Annotated in this window: 19 protein-coding genes; 7 read left to right on the top strand and 12 right to left on the bottom strand. The window is 63.0% G+C overall.

The features are described 5' to 3' along the window. Nucleotides 1-78 precede the first annotated feature (78 nt). Nucleotides 79-2,166 (bottom strand): carboxy terminal-processing peptidase, encoded by a 2,088-nt coding sequence (locus tag HZR81_RS12955; protein ID WP_152482058.1) that lies wholly within the window; start codon nucleotides 2,164-2,166, stop codon nucleotides 79-81. Nucleotides 2,167-2,341: 175 nt separating this feature from the next. Here HZR81_RS12955 and HZR81_RS12950 point away from each other — a divergent pair, with 175 nt between their 5' ends. Beyond that, nucleotides 2,342-3,304: an NAD(P)H-quinone oxidoreductase gene (locus tag HZR81_RS12950; RefSeq protein WP_152481023.1), complete on the top strand. Its 963-nt coding sequence runs from the start codon at nucleotides 2,342-2,344 to the stop codon at nucleotides 3,302-3,304. Between the two features lie 49 nt (nucleotides 3,305-3,353). Here the strand turns inward: HZR81_RS12950 and HZR81_RS12945 are convergent, their stop codons facing one another. The 5 genes from HZR81_RS12945 to minC form a co-directional block, all read right to left on the bottom strand. Next, the gene (locus HZR81_RS12945; RefSeq protein ID WP_063541376.1) at nucleotides 3,354-4,643 is read right to left on the bottom strand and encodes a M18 family aminopeptidase; all 1,290 of its coding nucleotides are present in this window, start codon (nucleotides 4,641-4,643) and stop codon (nucleotides 3,354-3,356) included. A 92-nt stretch (nucleotides 4,644-4,735) separates the two neighbouring features. Then, entirely contained in the window at nucleotides 4,736-5,371 is a 636-nt protein-coding gene (locus HZR81_RS12940) for an RluA family pseudouridine synthase (RefSeq protein WP_152481024.1), read from the bottom strand. 255 nt (nucleotides 5,372-5,626) lie between these two features. Beyond that, a complete protein-coding gene (gene minE / locus HZR81_RS12935) occupies nucleotides 5,627-5,884 on the bottom strand; it encodes a cell division topological specificity factor MinE (protein WP_003301267.1) in 258 nt (85 codons plus the stop codon). Then, nucleotides 5,881-6,696, bottom strand: a complete 816-nt coding sequence (minD, locus tag HZR81_RS12930) for a septum site-determining protein MinD (protein ID WP_013982251.1) — start codon at nucleotides 6,694-6,696, stop codon at nucleotides 5,881-5,883. The genes minE and minD overlap by 4 nt, the downstream gene beginning before the upstream one ends. Before the next feature lie 95 nt (nucleotides 6,697-6,791). Next, entirely contained in the window at nucleotides 6,792-7,517 is a 726-nt protein-coding gene (minC, locus tag HZR81_RS12925) for a septum site-determining protein MinC (RefSeq protein WP_500128312.1), read from the bottom strand. A 158-nt stretch (nucleotides 7,518-7,675) separates the two neighbouring features. On the opposite strand from minC, the gene HZR81_RS12920 reads away from it, so the two are divergent. Continuing rightward, nucleotides 7,676-8,620, top strand: coding sequence for a lipid A biosynthesis lauroyl acyltransferase (locus HZR81_RS12920; RefSeq protein ID WP_500128311.1), 945 nt, complete (start codon nucleotides 7,676-7,678; stop codon nucleotides 8,618-8,620). Nucleotides 8,621-8,692: 72 nt separating this feature from the next. Here the strand turns inward: HZR81_RS12920 and HZR81_RS12915 are convergent, their stop codons facing one another. The 4 genes from HZR81_RS12915 to HZR81_RS12900 all read right to left on the bottom strand — a co-directional run bounded on the left by HZR81_RS12915 (nucleotide 8,693) and on the right by HZR81_RS12900 (nucleotide 12,122). Continuing rightward, nucleotides 8,693-9,535, bottom strand: a complete 843-nt coding sequence (locus tag HZR81_RS12915) for a pirin family protein (protein ID WP_444816617.1) — start codon at nucleotides 9,533-9,535, stop codon at nucleotides 8,693-8,695. A gap of 94 nt (nucleotides 9,536-9,629) precedes the next feature. Continuing rightward, the gene (locus tag HZR81_RS12910; protein ID WP_013982255.1) at nucleotides 9,630-10,385 is read right to left on the bottom strand and encodes an MlaA family lipoprotein; all 756 of its coding nucleotides are present in this window, start codon (nucleotides 10,383-10,385) and stop codon (nucleotides 9,630-9,632) included. Nucleotides 10,386-10,389: 4 nt separating this feature from the next. After that, on the bottom strand, nucleotides 10,390-11,682 hold the full coding sequence (locus HZR81_RS12905) for an alpha/beta fold hydrolase (protein ID WP_200599882.1): 1,293 nt from the start codon (nucleotides 11,680-11,682) through the stop codon (nucleotides 10,390-10,392). Between the two features lie 218 nt (nucleotides 11,683-11,900). Continuing rightward, the gene (locus tag HZR81_RS12900) at nucleotides 11,901-12,122 is read right to left on the bottom strand and encodes a DUF2061 domain-containing protein (protein WP_045631971.1); all 222 of its coding nucleotides are present in this window, start codon (nucleotides 12,120-12,122) and stop codon (nucleotides 11,901-11,903) included. 280 nt (nucleotides 12,123-12,402) lie between these two features. Here HZR81_RS12900 and HZR81_RS12895 point away from each other — a divergent pair, with 280 nt between their 5' ends. The 5 genes from HZR81_RS12895 (at nucleotide 12,403) to HZR81_RS12875 (ending at nucleotide 17,221) form a co-directional block, all read left to right on the top strand. Beyond that, a complete protein-coding gene (locus tag HZR81_RS12895) occupies nucleotides 12,403-12,717 on the top strand; it encodes a DUF485 domain-containing protein (protein ID WP_125862343.1) in 315 nt (104 codons plus the stop codon). Continuing rightward, the gene (locus tag HZR81_RS12890) at nucleotides 12,717-14,372 is read left to right on the top strand and encodes a cation acetate symporter (protein WP_371104796.1); all 1,656 of its coding nucleotides are present in this window, start codon (nucleotides 12,717-12,719) and stop codon (nucleotides 14,370-14,372) included. The genes HZR81_RS12895 and HZR81_RS12890 overlap by 1 nt, the downstream gene beginning before the upstream one ends. 239 nt (nucleotides 14,373-14,611) lie before the next feature. Further along, nucleotides 14,612-15,421, top strand: coding sequence for an SDR family oxidoreductase (locus tag HZR81_RS12885; protein WP_042926125.1), 810 nt, complete (start codon nucleotides 14,612-14,614; stop codon nucleotides 15,419-15,421). Between the two features lie 128 nt (nucleotides 15,422-15,549). Further along, nucleotides 15,550-16,680: an MFS transporter gene (locus HZR81_RS12880; RefSeq protein WP_500128335.1), complete on the top strand. Its 1,131-nt coding sequence runs from the start codon at nucleotides 15,550-15,552 to the stop codon at nucleotides 16,678-16,680. 112 nt (nucleotides 16,681-16,792) lie between these two features. Beyond that, entirely contained in the window at nucleotides 16,793-17,221 is a 429-nt protein-coding gene (locus HZR81_RS12875; protein WP_011912607.1) for a hypothetical protein, read from the top strand. Between the two features lie 12 nt (nucleotides 17,222-17,233). Here HZR81_RS12875 and HZR81_RS12870 read toward each other — a convergent pair whose 3' ends face one another. Both HZR81_RS12870 and HZR81_RS12865 read right to left on the bottom strand, forming a co-directional pair. Continuing rightward, nucleotides 17,234-17,461 carry a YheU family protein gene (locus HZR81_RS12870; RefSeq protein WP_063541387.1) on the bottom strand — a complete coding sequence of 76 codons (228 nt, stop codon included), beginning with the start codon at nucleotides 17,459-17,461 and terminating at the stop codon, nucleotides 17,234-17,236. A gap of 43 nt (nucleotides 17,462-17,504) precedes the next feature. Then, complete coding sequence (locus HZR81_RS12865) at nucleotides 17,505-20,249, bottom strand: hybrid sensor histidine kinase/response regulator (protein ID WP_500128310.1); 2,745 nt, start codon at nucleotides 20,247-20,249, stop codon at nucleotides 17,505-17,507. Between the last annotated feature and the right edge of the window lie 106 nt (nucleotides 20,250-20,355).

Genomic DNA, 20,355 nt, shown 5'->3' with positions numbered 1-20,355 from the left:
GAAAAAAGAAGGGCCACGATGGTGGCCCTTTCATTTCACGCTTGCGCCATGTCAGTTTGATGACATCGAGGCCGTTGGTCAGTGCTTGGCCATGGCCGAACTCAGGCCGAGATAGTCGAGCAGGATGCGCCCGCTTTCGGAAAGGTAGGCGTCGTCCTCGGGCTTGGGTTTGTCCATGTCGTCATGTGGCGCTGTGTTTTCGTCTTCGCTTTCAAGCTTGGCCAGTGGCTCTTCGCCCTTGGCCAGACGCAGCGCATTTTCCAAGGCCAGCTGACGCTTTTCGATATCCGCCTGCTGCGCGCGACGCTTTTCCTCGTTGAGGCTGACAGTGGTTTCGTGCATTAGCTCTTGCGCTAATGCAAGGCGGTCGCGGGTAAAGACGAAGTCCGGATTCTCTCCGGTACGTGCTTCATGGCGCGCCTTGAGCTCGGCGAGGAACGGCTTGAACGGATTCATTTCCGGGTTGATCGCCGCACGAATGCTGTCCCATGGCAGCGCTTCCGGCAGTGCACTTTCTCCGATTTCCTTGGTGTCGACATCGGCTGGATAGGCGATGTCCGGGATCACCCCCTGGTGCTGGGTGCTCTGCCCGGATACGCGGTAGAACTTGGCCAGGGTGAGCTTCAGTTCGCCATGGTTCAGCGGCTGGATGGTTTGCACGGTGCCCTTGCCGAACGTCTGACCGCCGAGAATCAGTGCGCGGTGATAGTCCTGCATGGCACCGGCGAAGATCTCGGATGCAGATGCCGACAGGCGATTCACCAGCACGGCCAACGGCCCTTTGTAGAATGCGCCGGTCTGCTCGTCGGCCAGCACGTCGACACGCCCGTCACTGTTGCGCACCAACACCGTGGGACCCTGGTCGATGAACAGGCCGGTGAGTTCGGTGGCTTCCTGCAGCGAGCCGCCGCCGTTGTTGCGCAAGTCGATCACCACGCCGTCGACCTTTTCCGCTTCCAGCTCGGACAGCAACTTCTTCACATCGCGTGTCGTGCTCTTGTAATTCTGGTCGCCGGCACGTAGCGCTTTGAAGTCGAGGTAGAACGCGGGAATCTCGATCACGCCGAGCTTGAAGTTCTGGCCCTGATGCGCGAGGTTCAGCACAGACTTCTTCGCAGCCTGTTCTTCGAGCTTCACCGCCTCACGAGTAATGGCGACGACCTTGCTGTTCTGATCGTTCGGAGCGTTGCTCGCCGGAATCACCTCCAGGCGGACGACCGAGCCCTTCGGGCCACGGATCAGCTTGACCACCTCATCCAGACGCCAGCCGATGACATCGATCATCTCGTCTTCGCCCTGAGCGACGCCGATGATCTTGTCGGCTGGGGCAAGCTGCTTGCTCTTTTCTGCCGGGCCGGCCGGCACCAAGCGTACGATCTTGACGTGTTCATTGTCGCTTTGCAGCACCGCGCCGATGCCTTCCAGCGACAGGCTCATGTTGATGTCGAAATTCTCGGCGTTGTCCGGCGACAGGTACTGCGTGTGCGGATCATAGGATTGGGCGAAGGCGTTGATGTAGGTCTGGAACACGTCTTCACCGCGCGTCTGGTTGAGACGCGCTAGCTGATTCTTGTAGCGCTTGGTCAGCAGTTCCTCGATAGCCTTGGGCTCTTTGCCGGCGATCTTCAGGCGCAGCACTTCATCCTTGACCCGCTTGCGCCAGAGGTCGTCGAGCGCGGCCGCATCCTTGGCCCAGGCGGCCTTCTCCCGATCGACTAGCAGCTCCTCGTCGATGGTGAAGTCGAAGTGGTCGACGCCCTTGTCGAGCAGGCTAAGCGCGTAGTTCAGACGATTCTGCAGGCGCTCGAGATGGCGCTTGTAGATCGTGAATCCTGGCTCGAGATTGCCGCCTTTGAGAAAGTCATCGAATTGGTTGCGCCACTTGCCGAATTCCTCGAGGTCGGATGCCAGGAAGTAGCTACGCGATGGATCGAGCATCTGGATGTAGCTGTCAAAAATCTTCGCCGAGCGTGCATCGTTCAGCGGTGGCTTGTTGTAGTGGTGGCGCTTGAGCAACTCGACGACGTTCAGGCTGGCGATCACCTGGTCGCGGTCGGGTTGCAAGTACTCCCAGCTCTCTGGCGTACTGACCGCTTTGGCCATTGCCAGGGATGCTTGAAGGCCGAAGAAAACGGCGAGAACGGTGCAGGTCAGCGTACGTTTCATGGCGTGGGGGCGACGTGAGGCAAGGGAATAACGCATATTAGGCCATCTACAGTAAGCGCCGGTTCGGTTTTCCGTCCGGCGGTGGAAAGCACGAGCCCGATGGTACAGGTGGTCAAAAGAAGGCCAGCGAGTGATCGGTCGGGTGGGCATAGATAAGAACCACTATGGAGGCAGCATGAAGGCATTGCAAGGTATCGAGGGTCATCTGGAGTGGGCCGAGCGACCAGCCCCGACCTGCAGCGAGGGCGAGGTGCGCATTCGCGTGGCCGCCGCTGGGCTGAACCGGGCCGACCTGCTGCAGCGTGCCGGACATTACCCACCGCCTGCAGGTGTGACCGACATACTCGGGCTGGAGTGTGCCGGCGTGATCGCCGAGGTTAACGGACGCAGTCGCTGGAAGGTGGGTGATCGCGTCTGCACCCTGCTGGCCGGCGGTGGCATGGCCGAAGAGGTGGTCGTTGATGCCCGCCACGTGCTGCCGGTGCCGGAAGGCATGTCGCTGCACGAAGCGGCTGCGATTCCCGAGGTATACGCCACCGCCTGGCTCAATCTCTACCGCCTCGGCGCGTTGCTGGCCGGGGACAAGGTGCTGCTGCATGCCGGCGCCAGTGGTGTCGGCTCGGCGGCTATCCAGCTGTGCAAGGCATTCGGCAATCCCTGCTGGGTCAGCGTCGGCTCGGCCGAGCGCCTGGCCTACTGCGAGTCGCTGGGCGCGCAGGGCGGCGTGCTGCGTAGTGATTCGCTGGAGGCGTTGCGTGACTTCGGCCCGTTCGACATGATCCTCGATCCGGTCGGCGCCAAGTACGCCGCGCTGAACATGCAGCTGCTGGCGATGGATGGACGCTGGGTGATGATTGGCCTGATGGGCGGGCGCAAGGCCGAGATGGACCTGGCGGGGCTGCTGGCCAAGCGTATCCAGCTGATCGGTTCCACCCTGCGCAGCCGCGACGCCGACTACAAGGCCGGCTTGCTGGCGGAGATGGAAGAGAAGGTCTGGCCGCTATTCACCCAGGGCAAGCTGTCGCCGCGCCTGGAGCGAACCTTCGCCATTGGCGATGTCGAGGCCGCATTCGACGCGCTGGCCAGCAATACCGTGTCCGGCAAGCTGGCCCTGGTGGTCGACAGCGCGCTGTCCTGACCGAGTACTCCGGCAGGCTCGCGGCGATCGCGGGCCTTGCCGGGAAGGCTCAAGGCAGCTGGCTGCTCGCAAAGAAAGCGGTCAGCACCTTGACCAGGTGCGCCAGGTCCTGGCTTCCTGCGAGCTCGCGAATCGAATGCATGGCGAAGGTCGGCAGGCCGATGTCGACGGTGCGCACGCCCAGCTGGCTGGCGGTGATCGGGCCGATCGTAGAGCCACAGCCCATGTCGCTGCGAGTGACGAAGCTCTGCACCGGCACTTCGTTTTCCAGACAGAGATGACGGAAGAACCCGGCGGTTTCGCTGCTGGTGGCGTAGCGCTGGTTGTTGTTCACCTTGATCACCGGGCCGGCGTTAAGCTTCGGCCCGTGATTGCCGTCGTGCTTGTCCGCATAGTTCGGGTGAACCGCGTGGGCATTGTCCGCGGAGATCAGCAGCGAATGGCTGACCGCACGCTGGAAATCGTCCTCGTCCGGTAACAGGCGACGCAGTACCTGCTCCAGGAACGGACCGTCCGCGCCGCACATGGAAGTGGAGCCGACTTCCTCGTGGTCGGTGCAGACCAGCACGCAGGTATGTTCGCGCTCGGCCGCGAGCAGGGCCTGCAAGCCGGCAAAGCACGACAGCAGGTTGTCCAGCCGTGCCCCCGCGATGAAATCCCCATGCAGGCCGATGACCGCGGCGCTCTGGGTGTCGTAGAAACTCAGTTCGAAATCCAGCACCACATCGGCGACCAGCCCATGCTCACGGCCGAGCTGATCGGCGAGCAGTGCACGGAAGTCCGGGCTTTCCTGGCTGGCAATCTGCGCGAGGATCGGCGGTAGCTCATTTTGCGCGTTGATCGCCCAACCCTGATTGGCTTCCCGGTTGAGGTGAATTGCCAGGTTGGGGATCGTTGCGATCGGCAGCTTGAAATCGATCAGCTGGCTCTCGATGCGACCATCCCGGCTGTAGGTCACCCGTCCGGCCAGGGACAGATCGCGGTCGAACCAGGGGGCCAGCAGGGCGCCGCCGTAGACTTCGACTCCTACTTGCCAGAAACCCTGGCGCTGCAGTTCCGGCTGTGGCTTCACACGCAGACAGGGGCTGTCGGTGTGGGCTCCGACCAGACGCAGGCCGTGCTCGACCAGCGATTTGCTGCCCAGCTGAAACGCCACGATGGCCGAATCGTTACGGGTGACGTAGTAGCGTCCACCAGGTTCGGTGTGCCAGACCTCGCGCTCATCCAGCGCACGGTAGCCGGCCGCCTGCAGTGCCTGGGCGAGATTCTGGGTGGCATGGAACGGGGTGGGCGATGCCTGCAGGTACTCGATCAGGCCTTGGTTGAGAGCTTTGCGCATTTCGGACTCCGGACTGCAAGGTCACGAAGTCTATCGCATTCACCTGCCGGTAATAAGCGCAGTGTCTGGCTCGCAGGTGTAGTGGATCGCTTCTAGAACGGCGCCGGGCACTCGAAGCGCAGGCGCTCGCCGGTCTGCGGATGAGTTAGGGTAAGCATACTGGCGTGCAGGCACAGCCGCTCATGCGCATGCAGCGCCTGTTCATGCGCGTAAAGCCGGTCGCCGAGCAATGGGTGACCGATCGACAGCATGTGCACCCGCAGCTGGTGAGAGCGCCCGGTGATCGGGGTCAGTTCGACGCGACTGTAGTCGCCGCAGCGTTCGAGTACGCGCCAGAAGGTCAGCGCATGCTTGCCCAGTTCGTGATCGACCACATGTCGTGGCTTGGTTGGCGGGTCGTAACGCAGCGGCAGGTCGATGCTGCCACTGTCCTGCTCCGGCTGGCCCCAGCACAGCGCGGTATAGGCCTTTTCCGTTTCGCGGTCATGAAACTGACGGGACAGCTCGCGGTGCGTATCGGCGTCGCGGGCGAGCACGATGAGCCCGGAGGTCTCCCAGTCCAGGCGGTGCACGATGCGGGCTTCGGGGTAGCCGTTCTCCTGCAGGCGGGTCACCAGACAGTCACGATTGTCTTCGGCCCGCCCTGGCACGGAGAGCAGCAGGGTCGGCTTGTTGATCACCAGCAGGGCGGCGTCCTGGTAAATGATCTGGATGTTGCTAAGAGGCATTGTTCTTCCCACAAACGAAGACGGCGACCCGTGGGCCTCCGCTTCTGCTGCCGTGCTCAGAACCGTTTCACGGTCTAGCGAGCTAGAGTCCTGCAAGGCGCAACGACCAACGGGAGTAACAGCCAAAGGCTGGCCCGAAGGGTGAGCGTCAGCGAATCAAACAGGCGAGGAAGCGGAGTTTACTGAAGTAAATGAGCATTCCGAGCCTGTTTATAACGCAGCAGGGCCGACGCGCAGCAGATCGTGTAAAGGTTCTCAGCGGTCCGGCAGGGTGATATTGAGTTCGAGAATCGAGCAGCTGCCCTGATCCTCGAGGGCGACCTGAACCTGATCGCTGTCGATGTTGACGTACTTGCGGATCACCTCGACCAGCTCCTTCTGCAATGCCGGCAGGTAGTCCGGCTCGGTGCGCTGGCCGCGTTCGTGGGCGACGATGATCTGCAGGCGTTCCTTGGCAATGGCGGCCGGTGTTTCCTTCTTCTTGCGTTCACGGAAGAAGTCGAAGAGGTTCATTCGCGGCCTCCGAAAAGTCGTTGCAGGAAGCCAGGCTTCTTGACGTCGAGGAAGCGGTGCGCCACTTCCTTGCCCAGCAGGCGGTCCACCGCGTCGCTGTAGGCCTGACCGGCGTCGCTCTGGTCATCGAGGATCACCGGGATGCCCTGGTTGGACGCCTTGAGCACAGCCTGCGACTCGGGGATCACGCCCAGCAGGCGGATGGAGAGAATTTCCTCGACGTCTTCGACGCCGAGCATTTCGCCCTTGGTGACGCGCTCAGGGTTGTAGCGGGTCAGCAGCAGGTGTTCCTTGATCGGCTCTTCGCCGTTTTCGGCGCGACGCGACTTGCTGGCCAACAGGCCGAGCATGCGGTCGGAGTCGCGTACCGAGGAGACTTCCGGGTTGGTCACGACGATGGCTTCGTCGGCGAAGTACATGGCCAGATGCGCACCTTTCTCGATGCCCGCCGGGGAGTCGCAGATGACGTATTCGAAGTTCTTGCCCAGCTCGTCGATCACCTTGCCGACGCCTTCCTGGGTCAGGGCGTCCTTGTCGCGCGTCTGGCTGGCAGCCAGCACGTAGAGGTTCTCCAGACGCTTGTCCTTGATCAGGGACTGGGTCAGGGTGGCATCGCCATTGATGACGTTGACGAAGTCGTAAACCACCCGGCGCTCGCAGCCCATGATCAAGTCGAGGTTCCGCAGACCGACGTCGAAGTCGACGATGACAGTCTTGTGGCCGCGCAGAGCGAGGCCGGTACCGATGGCGGCGCTGGTGGTGGTTTTACCAACGCCACCTTTGCCGGAAGTGACTACGATGATCTTGGCCAAGGTGATTCACCCTAAAAATTGAAAAATCGGGACCTTCCGCCGGTTTTGGCGTCAGGATTGCCCGTTTGGTCCTTGAAAATTCGCGGCAGTATCCGTTAAAGGCGGGTGATGTTCAACACGTCGCCGGAGAGGCTGATGCGTACCGCTTCAGCCCAGAGAGGATCGCGTCGCAGGTCCTCGGCGACCTTGTATTGGCCGGCGATGGAGACCATTTCCGCTGCGAGCTGCTGGCAGAAGATCCGCGCCGAAGTATCGCCCTTTATGCCTGCCAGGGCGCGACCGCGAAGCGGACCGTAGACATGGATGTTGCCATCGGCGAGAAGTTCCGCACCGGGGCTTACCGGCGCCAGTACGATGAGGTCGCCGCCCTGTGCGTAGATCTGCTGGCCGCCGCGGATGGGCGTGGTGACCACGCGGGTCGGGCGGTAGACCGGTTCGGCTGGCTTGGCCGGTGCCTTCGATGCCAGGTCGACCTGGCGCTCGCGAGCCCCCGAAGGCGGCAGGACCGGCAGATCCAGCGCTGCAGCGGCTTCGATATGCGCCGGCTCGCTGGCGCGCAGGGCCAGGGTACGCAGCCGATGCTTGCGGCAGAGCGCGACCAATGCCTTGATATCGATTTCCCGCGCTGTCTCGGGCAACTTGTCCAGCGCCAGGACCAGCGGCGTATTGTTGAAAAAGTCTGGGGCCTGCTCGACCTTGGCCGCGAGCTGTTCGTCGAGGCGTTCGATGTCGTTGCTGGCCAGCTCCAGCACGGTGATAGCGAGCATGCTGCCCTTGAGCTGGAAGGCTGGGGTCAGGTCGGGGAGGTCGGCTTGGCTCATGGTCTGCCTGCTGCGGTAAATGGCGAGGACTTATAACGAGGTGTGTCGCTGCCTGCAACCCGCCGAGTGCGTCCCGGGCGATCGCCGGTGCGCCGAGGCTCGGTCAAGCTCGGCGTTTGCCGCTAGAATGCGTCGCTTCATCGGTTGTCGAGCTTTTCATGGACCGTCCTCAGTTTCGTGCGTACTTCCTGCATCCGCGCTTCTGGCCACTGTGGCTGGGGCTGGGGCTGCTCTGGTTGCTGGTGCAACTGCCGTATCCGCTCCTGCTGCAATTGGGCCGTGGCCTCGGTGCGCTGATGTTTCGCTTCGCCGGCTCCCGGCGCTATATCGCGCGACGTAATCTGGAGCTGTGCTTTCCCTGGCTCAGCCAGGCGCAGCGTGAACGCCTGTTGCGCGAGAACTTCGCGTCCACCGGCATTGCTTTCTTCGAGATGGCGATGAGCTGGTGGTGGCCGCAGGCGCGCCTGCAACGGCTGGCAACGATCGAGGGACTGGAGCATCTGCAGCAGGCCCAGGCGGCCGGGCAGGGGGTGATCCTGATGGCGCTGCATTTCACCACGCTGGAGATAGGCGCCGCGTTGCTCGGTCAGCGCCATACTATCGATGGCATGTACCGCGAGCACAAGAATCCGCTGTTCGACTATGTACAGCGCCGCGGACGCGAGCGGCACAACCGCGACGCCAGCGCCATCGAACGGGAAGACGTGCGGGCCATGCTCAAGGTGCTGCGTGCCGGCCGCGCCATCTGGTACGCGCCCGATCAGGACTATGGCCGCAAGCAGAGTCTGTTCGTACCGCTGTTCGGTATCCAGGCCGCCACGGTGACCGCCACCACCAAGTTCGCTCGGCTAGGCAGGGCCAAGGTCGTACCGTTCACGCAGGAGCGCCTGGCGGATGGTTCGGGTTATCGGCTGGTGATCCATCCACCGCTGGAGGATTTCCCTGGCGAGAGCGAGGAGGCCGATTGTCTGCGCATCAATCAGTGGGTCGAGGAGGCCGTCAGCGCCCTGCCTGAGCAGTATCTCTGGGCGCACCGGCGCTTCAAGACCCGGCCGGACGGCGAGCCGGGGCTGTACAAGAAAAAGAAGCGCAAGGCAGCGTAGTTGGCGTTTCGCCTCACCGGCAGTGCTTCAATGGCGGGACTCGGCGGGGCGGGCCTTGGCCCACCATATCGGTCACGCCAAACTTCCATCGCGGAAATCTCGCAGCGCCTGCTCGATCTCCTCGCGGCTGTTCATCACGAAAGGGCCGTACTGCACGATGGGTTCGCCCAAGGGGCGTCCGGCCAATAGCAGCACTCGCGTGTCCGACCCGCTGTGCAACCGCAGCTCGCCATGCTCGGACAGGCGCGCCAGCTGACCCTTGGCCAACGTTTGTTCGCCAACGCGCAGCGCACCCTCGTAGACATAAAGCAACAGCCGATGGCCTTCCGGCACCTGCGGGCTGATGCCGCTACCGGCCGGCAGATGCAGATCAAAAAGCTGCGGCTCGGTATCCGGACGCTGCACGACGCCCGGCTGCTCGATGCCGTCGACCTTCAGCGTGCCGGCGATGACTTTCGCCTGTACGCCACCTGGCAGCGTCAGCTGTGGAATTTCCGCCGGTGCGAAGTCACGGTAGCCCGGCTCGCCGAGCTTGGCGTGGGCGGGCAGGTTCAGCCACAGCTGGAAGCCGCGCATGAGGCCTTGCTCCTGCTCCGGCATTTCGCTGTGGATTACACCGCGCGCTGCGGTCATCCACTGCACGCCACCACTTTCTAGCCGCCCGACATTGCCCATGTGATCCTCGTGACGCATGCGCCCCTCGAGCATATAGGTGATGGTTTCGAAGCCGCGGTGCGGATGTGGCGGAAAGCCGGCGATGTACTCGTCGGGATCGTTGGAGCCGAACTCGTCGAGCATCAGGAACGGATCGAAGCGCTCCGGCGCGGCGCCGCCAAATACGCGCGTAAGACTGACGCCGGCGCCATCGGAAGTCGGGCGGCCGGTGGTGATGGAAAGGATTTCACGCTGGGACATATCGAATGCCTCTCGGTCTGGAATCTCTCCAGCGTAAACGTACGGCTTCGATTAACGGTTGCGCATTATCGCTATAACCAATCAATTAGTTGGATCATTCCTCCACCATCAGATCCCGCGCACGGCTATACACATAGCGCACCTTCTCGTACTCGAACGGCGAGTTGAGCTGGCCGTAACGGAAGCTGGTGACGTGGCGGGCGTTGATGGCGCGCAACGCGGTCAGGCTCAACTCGCCACCGGTGGTCTCGGCGTACTGGAGGAAATCGACCTGTCGCTCGACGGCGAAATCGGTGACGCGACCGGTGGCATCGCGCAGGTTGGAGGGGCCGAGAGCCGGAATGATCAGGTAGGGCCCCTGGGGAACGCCCCAATACCCGAGTGTCTGGCCGAAGTCCTCGCTCTGGCGCACCAGACCCATGCGCGTGGCCGGGTCCCAGAGTCCGCCGACGCCCAGAATGCTGTTGAACAGAAAGCGGGCGGTGGCATTCGCCGCACGCTGTCCCTTGAGCTGCGCGACGCTGTTGAACAGCGTCGGAATCTCCCCGAGGTTGGCGAAGAAGTTGCTCACGCCGGTGCGCACCGGTTGCGGCGTGACATAGCGATAGCCTCGCACCACCGGCAGCATCACCCATTGATCGAGCCGGTAGTTGAAGTGGTAGATGCGCCGGTTGACCGATTCGAACGGGTCGTAGACGTCCAGCGCCTGAAAGGTAGCGCGCTCGAACTCACGTTGGTCCAGCCCCGGATTGAACTCCAGGTTGCGTAACGGATGGGTGAAACCATCCTCGTCGACCGCCGGTGTGTCGGCGAAGGCCAGACCACTGAGCAGCAGCAGCGGCAACAGCATTCCTTTAGCCACGGAAGAACTCCAGCATGTGTTGGGCGTTGACGCGGTAGGTGAGATTGCCGCAGTGGCCGCCGCGCGGGTACAGCGTCAGACGGTCGCCGAAGGTGCGGCGCAGGAAGCCGATATCACCGGCACCGAGGATCAGGTCGTCTGCATTGTGCATGACCGCGATCTTCGGGCTCTGGCGCAGATAATCCTCAAGGGCGTAAAGGCTGACCTGCTGGATCAGCTGCGGCAGGCTGCCGCCGTCGTACTGCGCCCGCCACATGGGAATCAGCTGCTCGGTGATGTAGCAGTCGAAATCGCAGAGCAGGGCGCGCTTGAAGAATGGCTCCAGACGCGTGCCCTCGTTGATCGGATAGTCCTGCGGCACGATCAGCCCGCGACGGTTGATCAGGTCCGAGGTGAAATTGATGTCGGCCGCGGAAAAACGGAACACCGAGCCGATCAGCATGGCCATCTGCTCGTCGCTGAGCTTCAGCGCCGACTGCTGGAAGTCGTAGAGCATCGCCTCGTCGAGGTCGATGTAGCCGCGCTGCCGGTAGTAGCGGGTGAGCTTTTCCAGCACCACCTCATAGAAGGTGGTGTGGTCGTCGATGCCTTCGACGCGGGTCTGCACCAATTTGTCCAGGTTGCCGACCGAGGTGTAGAGGTTCACCGGCGGGTTGAGCAGCAGTACGCGCTTGAAGTTGAAGCTGCGGCGGGTTTCGTCCAGTTGGCTGACGAACGCCGCGTTCAGTGCGCCGAGGCTGTAGCCGGTGAGGTGGAATTCGGTGACCGGCAGCTTGTGGTGCCTGGCGCGAATGGCCTGCATGACCCGGTAGAGGTCCTTGGCATCGTCGGTACTGATGCCCGGTGTGGCGTAGCGCGAGGCCGCGGACATGAAGTCGTAACTGGTCGGTGAAGACAGCTGCACCACGTGGTAGCCGGCGCCATAGAACAGCCGCTTGAGGGCCTCGGTCTTGCCTGCCGTGTAATGCGCACCGGTACCGGAGATGATGAAGATCAGCGGCGCCGGCCCGCCCTGGCGCGCCAGGCGATAACGCAGCTGTTTGACCGGCCAGAAGTTGTCCGGCAGGGTGAATTCGCGCTCCGGCCGCAGACGCAGGCTGTAATCAGCCTGGTCGATGGCGTCGTCACTGGGAACCTCTGCGCGCAATGCGCTCGGCGTGCCGGCGATGGTCGCCTCGAAAGGGTTGCCCAGGGGGTAGCCGTACTCTTCGACGCTGAGATCGGCCGCATGCAGCGGCGTAACGATCAGAGCGAGCAGGGTGGTCAGGCACAACAACAGCTGCATGGTGTATCTCCGTAGCCAGGCCATCGCGGCCTGTAGCGAGGCGGCAACCGATGCATCGTGCCGCCTGTCCCATCAGAACTGCATTGGCAGCGCAGAGCAAGCCAACATCACTATGGCAGCAGCGCGGGGAATTCGATCCCTTGTGCGGGAATGGAAAATGTCGACGACCGACGGTCGCTGGCGAACCGCCGGGCTAAGTGGCTCGTCTGCCGCGGTCATCACGCCTGATGATGCAGCCAGGCATGCTTGGGAATGGCGGCGCGACGCTTGTTGCGTTCGAATCGCTGCCAGACCTTCTCGTGGAAGTAGAAACCTACCGAATTGCACAGCGGCTCGATGGCAGCGACCAGTCCGCCGATGGCGATGCTGCCGGTCAGTGCGTAGGTCACCGAAAAGGCGATGCAGAAGTGCATCAGGGTGAACGTCACGGTCTTGAGCATGGCCTGTCTCCTTGTGCAGTCGAGAATCGTTCTCGTGATGTAGAAAGTCTGGGTGAAATTCATCCAATGACTGAAATCACCGTTTTGCATGTGCGACATAGCGCCACACTATTTGTGTTTGGAATTGTTGCCAGGCGCCTATTCGCGCGGTTCGAGGGCTCTATGTCGGGCCTTTCGCAAGCCGCATTCAGACCAAAGTCGGGTGGTGTTCATCCGACCCAAGCCTAAAGTAGCCGCCCCTGCTCCCACCGGGGGGTAGCGACCGTGGAGACAGATTCCAATGCACAATGAAAATGTTTACCGGCAGATCTATGCCAATCCGCGTTTCCAGGAGCTGGTTGCCAAGCGTGGCCGTTTTGCCTGGCTGCTATCGGCCGTCATGCTCAGCGCCTACCTGGCGTTCATCCTGCTGATCGCCTTCGAGCCAAGGATCCTCGGCATTCCGCTGTCCGCCAATACCGTGACCACCTGGGGTATCCCGGTTGGCGTCGGGGTGATCTTCATGGCGTTCATCCTGACCGGTGTCTATGTGCAGCGTGCCAATGGTGAGTTCGATCGCATCAACCAGGAAATCCTCAACGAGGCACAGCAATAATGATCCTGCGTTTTCTGATGTCTGCCCTGCTGTTGGCAGTCTCGCCTGTGCTTCTCGCCGATGCCATCACCGGCGAAGTCCAGAAACAGGCCACCAACTACACCGCCATCATCATGTTCGTGGTGTTCATCGTCTTCACCATGGGCATCACCAAGTGGGCGGCCAAGCGCAACACCTCCACGGCTGACTACTACACCGCGGGTGGTAGCATCACCGGCTTCCAGAACGGTCTGGCGATTGCCGGTGACTTCATGTCGGCGGCATCCTTCCTGGGCATTTCCGCGCTGGTCTACACCAGTGGCTACGACGGCCTGATCTACTCCATCGGCTTCCTCGTCGGCTGGCCGATCATCCTCTTCCTGATGGCCGAGCGCCTGCGCAACCTGGGCAAGTTCACCTTCTCCGACGTGGCGTCCTATCGCCTGGGCCAGACTCAGATCCGTCTGCTCTCGGCGTTTGGTTCGCTGATCGTGGTGGCCTTCTACCTGATCGCGCAGATGGTCGGCGCCGGCAAGCTGATCCAGCTGCTGTTCGGCCTGGACTACTACGTAGCCGTGGTGCTGGTCGGTGTGCTGATGGTCATGTACGTGCTGTTCGGCGGCATGCTCGCCACCACCTGGGTGCAGATCATCAAGGCGGTCCTGCTGCTGTCCGGCGCCTCTTTCATGGCCATCATGGTGATGAAGAGCGTTGGCTTCGACTTCGGCAGCCTGTTCGCCGAAGCAGTGAAGATCCATGAAAAGGGCGCGCAGATCATGAGCCCGGGCGGCCTGGTTTCCGATCCGGTGTCGGCGATCTCGCTCGGACTGGCGCTGATGTTCGGCACCGCTGGCCTGCCGCACATCCTGATGCGCTTCTTTACCGTCTCCGACGCCAAGGAAGCGCGCAAGAGCGTGTTCTACGCCACCGGCTTCATCGGCTACTTCTACATCCTGACCTTCATCATCGGCTTCGGCGCGATCCTGCTGGTCAGCACCAACCCGGACTTCAAGGACGTGACCGGCGCCATCGTCGGCGGCACCAACATGGTCGCCATCCACCTGGCCAGCGCGGTGGGCGGCAACCTGTTCCTCGGCTTCATCTCCGCGGTCGCCTTCGCCACCATTCTCGCCGTCGTGGCGGGTCTGACCCTGGCAGGTGCCTCGGCGGTTTCACATGACCTCTATGCCTGCGTGATCAAGCAGGGCAAGGCGCGGGAAGAGGACGAGATGCGCGTGACCAAGCTGACTACCCTGACTCTGGGCGTGGTGGCGATTCTGCTCGGCATCATCTTCGAGAAGCAGAACATCGCCTTCATGGTCGGCCTGGCATTCTCCATCGCCGCCAGCTGCAACTTCCCGGTGCTGTTCCTTTCCATGTACTGGAAGGGCCTGAGCACCCGCGGCGCGCTGTTCGGTGGCTCGCTGGGGCTGTTCACTGCGTTGCTGTTGACCATCATCAGCCCGACCGTATGGGTCGACGTGTTCGGTTATGCCGAGGCAATCTTCCCCTACAAATACCCGGCGCTGTTCTCGATGGCCGCCGCGTTCATCGGCATCTGGTTCTTCTCGGTCACCGACAAGTCCAAGCGTGCCGGTGAGGAGCGCGAGCGCTTCTTCGCCCAGTTCGTTCGTTCGCAGACCGGCCTGGGTGCCACCGGTGCCGTCGCGCACTGACGCAATGCTGGCAGAAACAAGGGCAGCCCTCGGGCTGCCCTTTTTTATTCGTGGCGCAGGTCGCTCGTGCAGCTATAGCGAGCCCATGCTGCCGCCATATTGCCTGCCCGGAACCGCGCGGTCAGCCCCATGAGCCGCGGGTTTGCCAAGGGCATTCAGCAGTCTGATGGATGCCGGTCCGTGCCCCGGCATTCGCTAGACTCGCTGCCACTACCCGAACAACTAAAGGCAGCACAACGATGCACAACCGCATGATGATTACCGGTGCCGGCTCCGGGCTCGGTCGCGAGATTGCCCTGCGCTGGGCGCGTGAGGGCTGGCAGCTGGCGCTTTCCGATGTCAACGAAGGCGGCCTGGCGGAAACCCTGAAAATGGTCCGCGAAGCGGGCGGTGACGGCTTCACCATGCGCTGCGACGTGCGTGACTACAGCCAGCTGATCGCCTTCGCCCAGGCCTGCGAGGAGAAGCTTGGCGGCATCGATATCGTGGTCAACAACGCCGGTGTGGCTTCCGGCGGCTTCTTCGACGAGCTGTCGCTGGAGGACTGGGACTGGCAGATCGCGATCAACCTGATGGGCGTGGTCAAGGGCTGCAAGGCGTTCCTGCCGTTAGTACAGAAGAGCAAGGGCAAGATCATCAACATCGCATCGATGGCGGCGCTGATGCAGGCACCGGGCATGAGCAACTACAACGTGGCGAAGGCCGGCGTGGTGGCGCTGTCGGAAAGCCTGCTGGCCGAGCTGCGCCAGGCCGAGGTCGGCGTGCATGTGGTCTGCCCGTCGTTCTTCCAGACCAACCTGCTGGATTCCTTCCGCGGCCCGACGCCGAACGTGAAGGCGCAGATCGGCAAGCTGCTGGAGTCCTCGCCGATTACTGCGGCGGACATCGCTGACTACATCCACCAGCAGGTCGCCAAGGGCGAGTTCATGATCCTGCCGCACGACGAGGGCCGTATGGCCTGGAAGGTCAAGCAGCAGAACCCTCAGGCGATCTACGACGAGATGGCGCTGCTGGCCGAAAAGAAACGCGCCAAGAGCAAGGCGCTCTGAGACTGCCCGGCCGCTTCGGCGGCCGCTGCGGTTGCCTCGGGGAGGGGCGGGGAGTAGGGTTGCCTGTCCGGCTTTTTTCGCCGTAACCCTATGGATCGCTTGTGAATTTTCCATCCCGCGGGCTGCTGATGCTGGCGCTGGTGCTGGCCGCCATCAACCTGCGCCCAGGTATTACCTCCTTCGCTCCGCTGATCGAGCGCATCGCCGAAGAGCTTTCGCTTTCTCGCGGTCTGATCAGTCTCACCACGGCCTTGCCGGTTCTGCTGATGGGCTTGCTCGCCCCCCTGGCGCCGCGGCTGGCCGTGCGTTTCGGGCTGGAGCGCAGCATCGCGCTGTGCCTCGGGCTGATCGGCGTGGCATTGCTGTTGCGGCTGTTCGGCCACAACGCCGTTCTGCTGATCGGCACCGCCGGCCTGGTCGGCGCCGGCATCGCCGTTGCCGGGCCGTTGTTGTCCGGTTTCATCAAACGTTACTTTCTCGAACGCATGGGCAAGGTCGCCGCCTGGTACTCGCTGAGCATGGCGGTGGGCGGGACCCTCGGCGTCGTGCTGACGGCGCCGGCCACCGAAGCGTTGGGCCAGCAGTGGAATGCCGGTCTGGCGGTCTGGGCGTTGCCAGCGGTAATGGCGCTGCTGATCTGGCTGCGTCTGCCCAATCAGCCGGAAGCTGCCAGTGAAAGCGCTGCCGGCCTGCCCTGGAAGGAGCCGCGGGCCTGGCTGCTGAGCATCTACTTCGCGCTGCAGGCCGGGCTGTTCTACGCGCTGGCCACCTGGCTGGTGGCGCGTTATCACGAGGTGGGCTACAGCCTGCTGCAGAGCAATGCGTTCTTCAGTGGCTTCATGCTGATCGGCCTGCCGAGCGCCTTCGCCATGCCCTGGCTGGCGCAGCGCCTGGGCAACCGTCATCGCATCATGGCGACCTGCGGTGTGCTGGCGACGCTGTGCCTGGCTCTGATCGCGCTGCGACCCGGCTGGCAGCCGTTGCTGGTCTGCATGCTGCTGGGTGTTGCGCTCAATGGCACCTTTTCCCTGGCGCTGATCTCGCCGATGTACGAAGCCGGTACGCCGCTGGCCGTCAGTCGGCTCACCGCGATGATGCTTTGCACCGGCTACTGCCTGGCCTGCCTGACCCCGGTGCTGGCCGGACTCGGCCGCGATCTGGCCGGGGACTACCGCATGCCGTTCCTGGTGCTGACCGGCATGGCGGCGTGCATGTCGCTGCTCGCGATGCGCCTGCGGCCACGCCATGTCGAGCGCTGAGTGGTCCTGCTGTGGCTTGCGTCACCGCTTGCCGTGCCGCGGATGACCGGCTCGCCATGCTGTGCTAGAAAGCTCGCCGTCCCTGTCCCAACCTAGCGCGCCGGAGTTCTGCTTGGAGTCTGAATCCATCGTTTATGGCTGTATCCGCGATTGGCCGTCCGCCGACCTCGAGCAGTGCCGCCAGCGCCGGGCGCACAATCTCGCCGCCGTGCAGGCGTTGCCGCAGGGTGAGGCCTGGCCGTTCATCGGCCGCGAGATGTTTTCCTTCTGCCGTGACGAGGACCTGGGCTTGTACCAGACCCAGGTGATCCATTTCGGCGCCAGCTATCGCGCTGTGGAGTACGAGTGGGCGTTGTGGGTGCAGCGTTTCGAGGCGCTGCTCAAGCAGCTTTACTGGACCAGCGCCGTGGTGCACCTGGAGACCGAACTCAACGGCACCCACACCTTTCGCTGGGAAACCGAAACGGGCAGTCACAGCCCGCAGCACAGCGATATGCGCATGCGGTGCGCCTGGGAGCGGGAAAGCGGGTTGCTCGGCTGATGCGCTGAGGCGTCAGTCCAGCCATTCCTTCGGCACGTCGCGCTTCAGTGCGAGCTGGCATTGCTGACTGTCAGCGTCGAAGACGATCACGGCTTCGCCCCTGTCCAGCGCGCGGCGGACCCGCGCGACCCGGGTGTCCAGCGGGGTTTCGTCGCCGTTGTCGGTGCCGTCACGGGTGACGAAGTCCTCGATCAGGCGGGTCAGGGTGTCCGATTCGAGCTGGTCGTGGGGTATGAGCATGGGTCGTCTTCGTCGGCATCGGGCTGGCCACGAGGGATGCGGCCTAGAACGCGACGTCCTGTAGGTAGTTGTCCAGGCAAGCATACAGCTGTTGGCTTTCCAGCGGTTTGCCAATGAACTCGTCCATTCCGGCCTCGAGGCCTCGCTGGCGATGTTCGGCCAGTACATGGGCAGTTACCGCGATGATCGGCACCGCGGGTAACTGGCGGTCCGCCTCGAACTTGCGTATCTGCCGACTGGCCTCGAAGCCGTCGAGCTCCGGCATCTCGCAGTCCATCAGGATCAGCTGCACCGCTGCGGGATCACGGCGGTAGAGATCGACCGCCTGGCGACCATTGTCGGCCAGCTGCACAGCATAGCCCCGCTTCTTGAGCAGCCCGCGCACCACCATCTGGTTCACCGGGTTGTCCTCGGCGACGAGGATGCACGGTTCGTCGTGCCGAGGTGCGACGGCTGCAGAGGCAGGCTCACCGGTCAGCGGAGGCTCTTGCGCATACAGCGTCTGCAGCGCTTCGCGTAGCGGCGTGCTCTGCAGCGGCAACGCCAGGCTGATGAGACGTATCCCAGGCGAGGGTGGCGGCGGCTCATGGATCGGTGAATAGAGCATCAGCACGCGCTGATTGGGCTCCAGATGCGGGCGCAAGCGCGCCAGCCACTCGGTGGGGCTGCCGGGCCAGGGCGCCAGCAGCACCAGCAGCGGCGGTGCGGTGAAATCGCAGAGATAGTCGGGCAGCCGTTCCGGCGTCTGGCATCGCTCGGTGCGCATGCCCCAGCGGCGCAGCAGGTGGCTCAGCGCTTCCAGGCCCTGTGCATCCTGAGACGCGAGCAGGGCGGGGCGGCCGGCGAGCAGCTGCGCCAGCGAATCTTCTCCATCCGTGGCGGCATGCAGCGGTATCTCGAAACAGAAACGACTGCCGCGGCCCGGCGTACTCTGTACCTCGATATGGCCGTTCATCATTTCCACCAGCTCCTTGCTGATCGCCAGCCCGAGGCCGCTGCCACCGTAGCGGCGCGTCGTGCTGGAGTCGCCCTGGGCAAAGGATTCGAACAGCTGTGCGAGCACTTCCTGGCGCATGCCGATGCCGCTGTCGCTGACGCAGAACACCAGGCGAGGCTCACCGTCTTGCGTCCGGCGGCAGGAAACCTCCAGCACCACGTGACCGTGCTCGGTGAATTTCAGCGCATTGCTCAGCAGGTTCATGAGGATCTGTTTGAGGCGTGTCGGGTCGCCGCGAATGCGCCGCGGCACGCCAGGCTCGAGGCCGACGTGCAGGCTCAGCTGCTTTTCCAGTGCCTGTGCGGTGAACAGCCGGATGGTTTCGGAAATCAGTATTTCCAGATCGAAGTCGATGTCCTCGAGGCTCAGCTTGCCCGAGCCGATGCGGGCGTAGTCGAGGATGTCGTTGATCACCGCCATCAGCGAGTTGCCGGAGCTGGAGATGGTGTCCAAGTAGAACTGCTGGCTGCGGTCCAGCGGCGTCTCGCGCAGCAGTTCGAGCATGCCGAGCACGCCGTTCAGCGGGGTGCGAATTTCGTGGCTCATCTTGGCCAGGAAGCGGCTCTTCGCCTCGTTCTCGCTGGCGGCCCGCTCGGCGGCCTCGCGCGAACGGTAGCCTTCTTCCTTGAGCAGGTTGATGCGGTCGGCGAGGCCGATGGACAGGGTGATCAGTTCGAAGGCGACGCTGGCCTTGACCACCGCCGAGCCGTACAGGCCGAGCAGCTCGAAGCCCAGGGAACCAGCGGTTACCAGGATGAAGGAAGCGAGGAGCACGCCCCAGGCCAGGGTGTAGTACACCCCGTAACGCACGCCGCGGCGCCAGACGAAAGCGCCGGTGAGCAGCAGGCCGGTCGAGGTGACGATCACGGTGATGCTGGCCAGAATGCTCCAGGTCTGCACGTCCAGCAGCAACCCGGAAAGCATGCTGCCGAGCGCCACCAGCAAGGTGCAGCGCAGTACCAGGTCGAGCCCGGGGAACAACTCGCGGGTATGCAGGAAGTGCCGGCTGAACTGGATGGCAATCAGGCAGTGGCTGAACATCAGCACGTAGATGCCCTGTGCGACCAGCCCACCGTCATCGGCCAGCCACTTGACCAGAAAACCGTCGAACGACAGGGCGAACAGCCCGACATTGACCGTGTAGATCAGGTACCAGAAATAGGCCGGCTCGCGCAGCGAAGCGAACAGGAACAGGTTGTAGCAGAACATCGCGAACAGCACGCCGTAGAACGCGCCGCTCAGGCCGCTCAGCTCTTCATGCTGTGCAGCACTGGAGTTGTAGGTGCCAAAGTACAGCGGGACGTAGAGGGTGCTGGTGGTCTTGATGCGCAGCAGCAGCCGGGTGTCGCCGGGCGGCAATTCCACCGGAAACCAGAAGTTGCGCACCTTCACCGGTCGGTCGACGAAGGGGTAGCGATCACCGGTGAGCTGTTGGCTGAGGCTGCCGTCGGGGTGCTGCAGATACAGCTCGATATGGTCCAGCAGAGGGTAGTTGATCTCGATGAAACCGCTCAGCGGCTGATCCAGGCGATTGTCCAGCGTCGCCTGCAGCCACCAGGTCGATGTGTTCTTGCCTTCATTGACGTGCCCGCCCTTGACCTCGCGGAAGCGGTCGTCGGGCAGGGCCAAGACCTCCTCGACGTGCAGCTCGCCGTTCGGGTCTTCCAGGTAGAGGGTCCCGTTACCCAGCGGCTGGCGCGTGTCGAGCGAATCGAGAACCACGGGCGCGAACGCCCACGCCTGAAGCGACAGGCAAAACAGCAGCAGAGCCAGGCATGAACGCGGCAACATGATCTGATCCGGCAGGGTACTGCCCGGAAGCGGGCAGCACATATTAGTAGAGCGATGTGACGGTACCGATTCCTTGGGCTCTACATGGCGCCTCAGAGTGCCGCAC

It is taken from the genome of Pseudomonas sp. LM13 (assembly GCF_041381355.1).
GTDB classification, from domain to species: Bacteria; Pseudomonadota; Gammaproteobacteria; order Pseudomonadales; family Pseudomonadaceae; genus Stutzerimonas; species Stutzerimonas frequens.
The sequence above is the reverse complement of the archived record's forward strand: the minus strand, read 5'-3'. Positions and strand labels throughout refer to the sequence as shown.